The sequence below is a fragment of the Streptomyces sp. XM83C genome (assembly GCF_023072675.1).
GTDB classification, from domain to species: domain Bacteria; phylum Actinomycetota; class Actinomycetes; order Streptomycetales; family Streptomycetaceae; genus Streptomyces; species Streptomyces thermocoprophilus.
Genome location: NZ_JALLGL010000441.1, coordinates 1 through 3,705, shown reverse-complemented (window position 1 = coordinate 3,705; position 3,705 = coordinate 1). Strand labels below are relative to the sequence as shown.

General features: G+C 76.0%; 2 protein-coding genes. Both read left to right on the top strand.

Going from position 1 to position 3,705, the window contains the following annotated elements; all coding sequences use genetic code 11:
• Positions 1-134 precede the first annotated feature (134 nt).
• Positions 135-2,831: a bifunctional acetate--CoA ligase family protein/GNAT family N-acetyltransferase gene (locus MTQ10_RS28820; RefSeq protein WP_247473297.1), complete on the top strand. Its 2,697-nt coding sequence runs from the start codon at positions 135-137 to the stop codon at positions 2,829-2,831.
• Positions 2,832-2,844: 13 nt separating this feature from the next.
• Complete coding sequence (locus MTQ10_RS28815; RefSeq protein ID WP_247473296.1) at positions 2,845-3,576, top strand: CBS domain-containing protein; 732 nt, start codon at positions 2,845-2,847, stop codon at positions 3,574-3,576.
• Positions 3,577-3,705 lie beyond the last annotated feature (129 nt).

Below are 3,705 nucleotides of genomic sequence, written 5' to 3'. Positions count from 1 at the left end.
CCCCCGGACCCCGTCCGGCCGCCCCGCGGTATCAGGGCCGACCGGCCCCCCTGCCGTCCCCGGTCAGCCCATGTGCCGGCCCGTCCCCGCGCCGCACGCTGGCTGCGACGACGGGTTCCCGGAGGTGACTCGCGATGGCCGACGAAGCGCCCAGCCGGCCCACGGCGCACGCCCTGCTCGCCGACGGCACCACGGTGTGCATCCGACCGGTGCGCCCCGCCGACCACGACCGGCTGCGCGGCTTCTACGAGGACATGTCCCCGGAGAACCGGCGCCTGCGCTTCTTCACGACCGGCGGCCGCTCCGCCGAGCAGGCCGCCGACCGGGCCTGCGCCCCGCCCCGCCCCGGCCACGGGGCGCTGCTCGCCGAGCGGCAGGGCCGGGTCATCGGCCTCGCCGAGTACGACACCGGCGACACCCCGGGGCCCGAGGCGGAGATCTCCGTCGCGGTCGCCGACGGCGACCACCACCGCGGCGTCGGCACCCTGCTCGTCGAGCACCTGGTGTCCGCGGCCCGCACCGAGGGCGTCACCGCGTTCACCGCCGACGCGCTCAGCGAGAACCACGAGGTGCTGCGCCTCTTCACCGACCTCGGCCTGCGCATCACCCGCCGTTTCGACGGACCGGAGGTGCGTTGCAGGATCCGCCTGGACCCCGACGACGCCTACCTGTCGGCCGTCGAGGCGCGTGGCCGCACCGCCGATGTGCTCAGCCTCCGCCCCCTGCTGGAACCCCGCGTCGTCGCCGTCGTCGGAGCGGGCCGCACCCCCGGATCCGTGGGCCGCGCGCTGCTGCACCACCTCAAGAGCGGCGGCTACCCGCACCGGCTGTACGCCGTGAACCCGGCCGCGGCCTCCATCCTCGGCGTTCCCTCCTACCCGTCCGTCGCCGCCCTGCCCCGCACCCCCGACCTCGCCGTGGTCGCCGTCCCGGCCGCCGCCGTGCCCTCCGTCGCCGAGGAATGCGGCAAGACCGGCGTGCGGGCCCTCCTCGTCGTCACCGCCGGACTCGACGCCGGCCAGGCCCGCGAGCTGCTGGCCGCGTGCCGCAGCCACGGCATGCGGCTCGTCGGCCCGAACTGCCTCGGCCTGTCCAACACCGACCCCGCGCTGCTCCTCGACGCCACGTTCGCCGCCGCGCACCCGCGCCCGGGCACCGCCGGGGTCGCCGTGCAGTCCGGCGGCGTCGGTATCGCCCTGCTCGACGGGCTGTCCCGGCTCGGCATCGGCGTGTCCACGTTCGTGTCGCTGGGCGACAAGTACGACGTCTCCGGCAACGACCTGCTGCAGTGGTGGGAGAGCGACGGCCGCACCCGCCTCGCTCTGCTGCACCTGGAGTCCTTCGGCAACCCCCGCGCCTTCTCCCGCACCGCCCGGCGCGTCGCCCGCCGTATGCCCGTACTGACCGTCGACGCGGGCCGCACCGACGCCGGCCGTCGCGCCGCCGCCTCCCACACCGTGGCCGCCGCCACCCCCACCATGACCCGCGCCGCGCTGTTCACCCAGGCCGGCATCATCGCCACCCGGTCGGTCGGCGAACTCCTGGAGGCCGCCGCGCTGCTGCACTCCCAGCCGCTGCCCGGCGGACCCCGCATCGCCGTCCTCACCAACGCCGGCGGCGCCGGTGTCCTCGCCGCCGACGCCTGCGCCGAGGCCGGGCTCACCCTTCCCGCGCTCAGCCCCTCCCTGGTCGACGAGGTGTGCGCCGTACTGCCGGAAGGCGCCACCGCCGGCAACCCGGTGGACGCCACCGCCGCGGTCACCGAGGACGACCTCGGCGCCTGCCTGGACGCACTGCAACGGCACGCAGGCATCGACGCCGTCCTCGTCGTCCTCGTGCCCACCGCGGTGTCCGCCGCCACCGGCGACGACCTCGTACGGGCCGTGACCGCCGCGGGCGGGCGGCGGCCCAAACCAGTCGCCCTGGTCCGCCTGGAACAGGCCCTGCCCGTAGAGCTGCTGCCCGCCACCGGCGGCACGGCCGTCCCCTCGTACGCCGAACCGCAGGCCGCGGCCCGCGCGCTGGCCCACGCCGCCCACCGCGCCGCCTGGCTGAACCGGCCCGCCGGCACCGTGCCGCCGCTCGACGGCGTGGACACCGCCCGCGCCCGCGCCGTCGTCGACACCTACCTGGCCGCGCACCCCGACGGAGGCCCCCTCGACCCGCGCACCTGCGCCGAACTTCTCGACTGCTACGGCATCCCCCAGCAACCCTGGGCGTGGGCCGACAGCGAGGACCACGCCGTCCTCGCCGCCGACCGGATGCGCGGCGCCGACGGGCGCGTGGTGATGAAGGCCCACTGGCCTGGCCTGGTGCACAAGACCGCGGAGCGCGCCGTCCACCTCGACCTGCGCGGCGACGCCCAGGTCCGGGCCGCGTACCGCGACTTCGAGACCCGGTTCGGCGACCTGCTCACCGGCGTCGTCGTGCAGCCCCTCGCCGAGCGCGGCACCGAACTGTTCGCCGGCGTCGTCCAGGACGAGGTGTTCGGCCCGCTCGTGCTGTTCGGCCTCGGCGGCACCGCAACCGACGTGCTCGCCGACCACGCCGCCCGCACGGCCCCCCTCACCGACCAGGACGTCCACGAACTGATCACCGCCCCGCGCTGCGCCCCGCTGCTCTTCGGCGCCGGCGGCGGCCGTCCCGCCGACCTCGAAGGACTGGAGCAGCTGCTGCTGCGGCTGTCCCGCATGGCGAGCGACCTGCCCCAGCTCGCCGAGGCCGACTTCAACCCCGTGCTCGCGGCACGCGACACGGTCACCGTGCTCGACGCGCGCATACGGCTGCTGCCGCGCCCGCCCCAGGACCCCTACCTGCGCCGACTGCGCTGAGGAGGCGGCACCCATGAAACACGACAAGGTCGGCTCCGTGATGACCACCGACGTGGTCCGGGCCACGTACGGCACGCCCTTCAAGGAGGTGGCGCGGCTGCTCGCCGAGCACGGCGTCAGCGGACTGCCCGTGGTCGACGAGGACGGGAAGGTCGTCGGCGTCGTCTCCGAGACGGACCTGCTCGCCCGGCAGGCCGACGCCGCCCGCCCGGAGGAACGCCCGAAGCGGTGGCGCATCCCCCTCCCGCGCCGTTCCGCGCACCGGCGCGCCGCCCGGGCCCGCGCCCGCACCGCGGGCCGGCTGATGAGCACACCGCCGGTGACCGTCCACGCCGACGTCACCGTCGCCGAGGCCGCCCGCACCATGGCCCGGCACCGCGTCGAACGGCTGCCCGTCGTCGACGACGAGGACCGTCTCGTCGGCATCGTCACCCGGCGCGATCTGCTGGCGGTGTTCCTGCGGCCCGACGCCGAGATACGCCGCAGGGTCGTCGAGGACGTGCTGGTGGGCACCCTGTGGCTGGCGCCGGGCAGCGTCGACGTGTCCGTCACGGGCGGCGTCGTCACCCTCACCGGAGAGATCGAACGCAAGAGCGAACGTGAGATCGCCGTGTCGATGACCCGGCAGGCGGACGGGGTGGTCGCCGTCGTCGACCGGCTCACCCACCGGCTGGACGACAGCCGTGTCCACCCCGACGAGCCCGCCGTGCACGGCATCGCCGACGACTGGCTGCGCCGGACGTGACAGGCCGTGACCCGTGCCGCCGGCGCCGAAGAGCAGCGGGGCGCAGCGCGGGGCGGTGATCAGTTCGTGGACGTCCTGGTCGGTGAGGGGGGCCGTGCGGGCGGCGTGGTCGGCGAGCACGTCGGTTGC

Coding starts and splice junctions, on each gene's coding strand:
- MTQ10_RS28815 (WP_247473296.1), top strand. CDS start 2,845: ATGAAACACGACAAGGTCGGCTCCGTGATGACCACCGACGTGGTCCGG.
- MTQ10_RS28820 (WP_247473297.1), top strand. CDS start 135: ATGGCCGACGAAGCGCCCAGCCGGCCCACGGCGCACGCCCTGCTCGCC.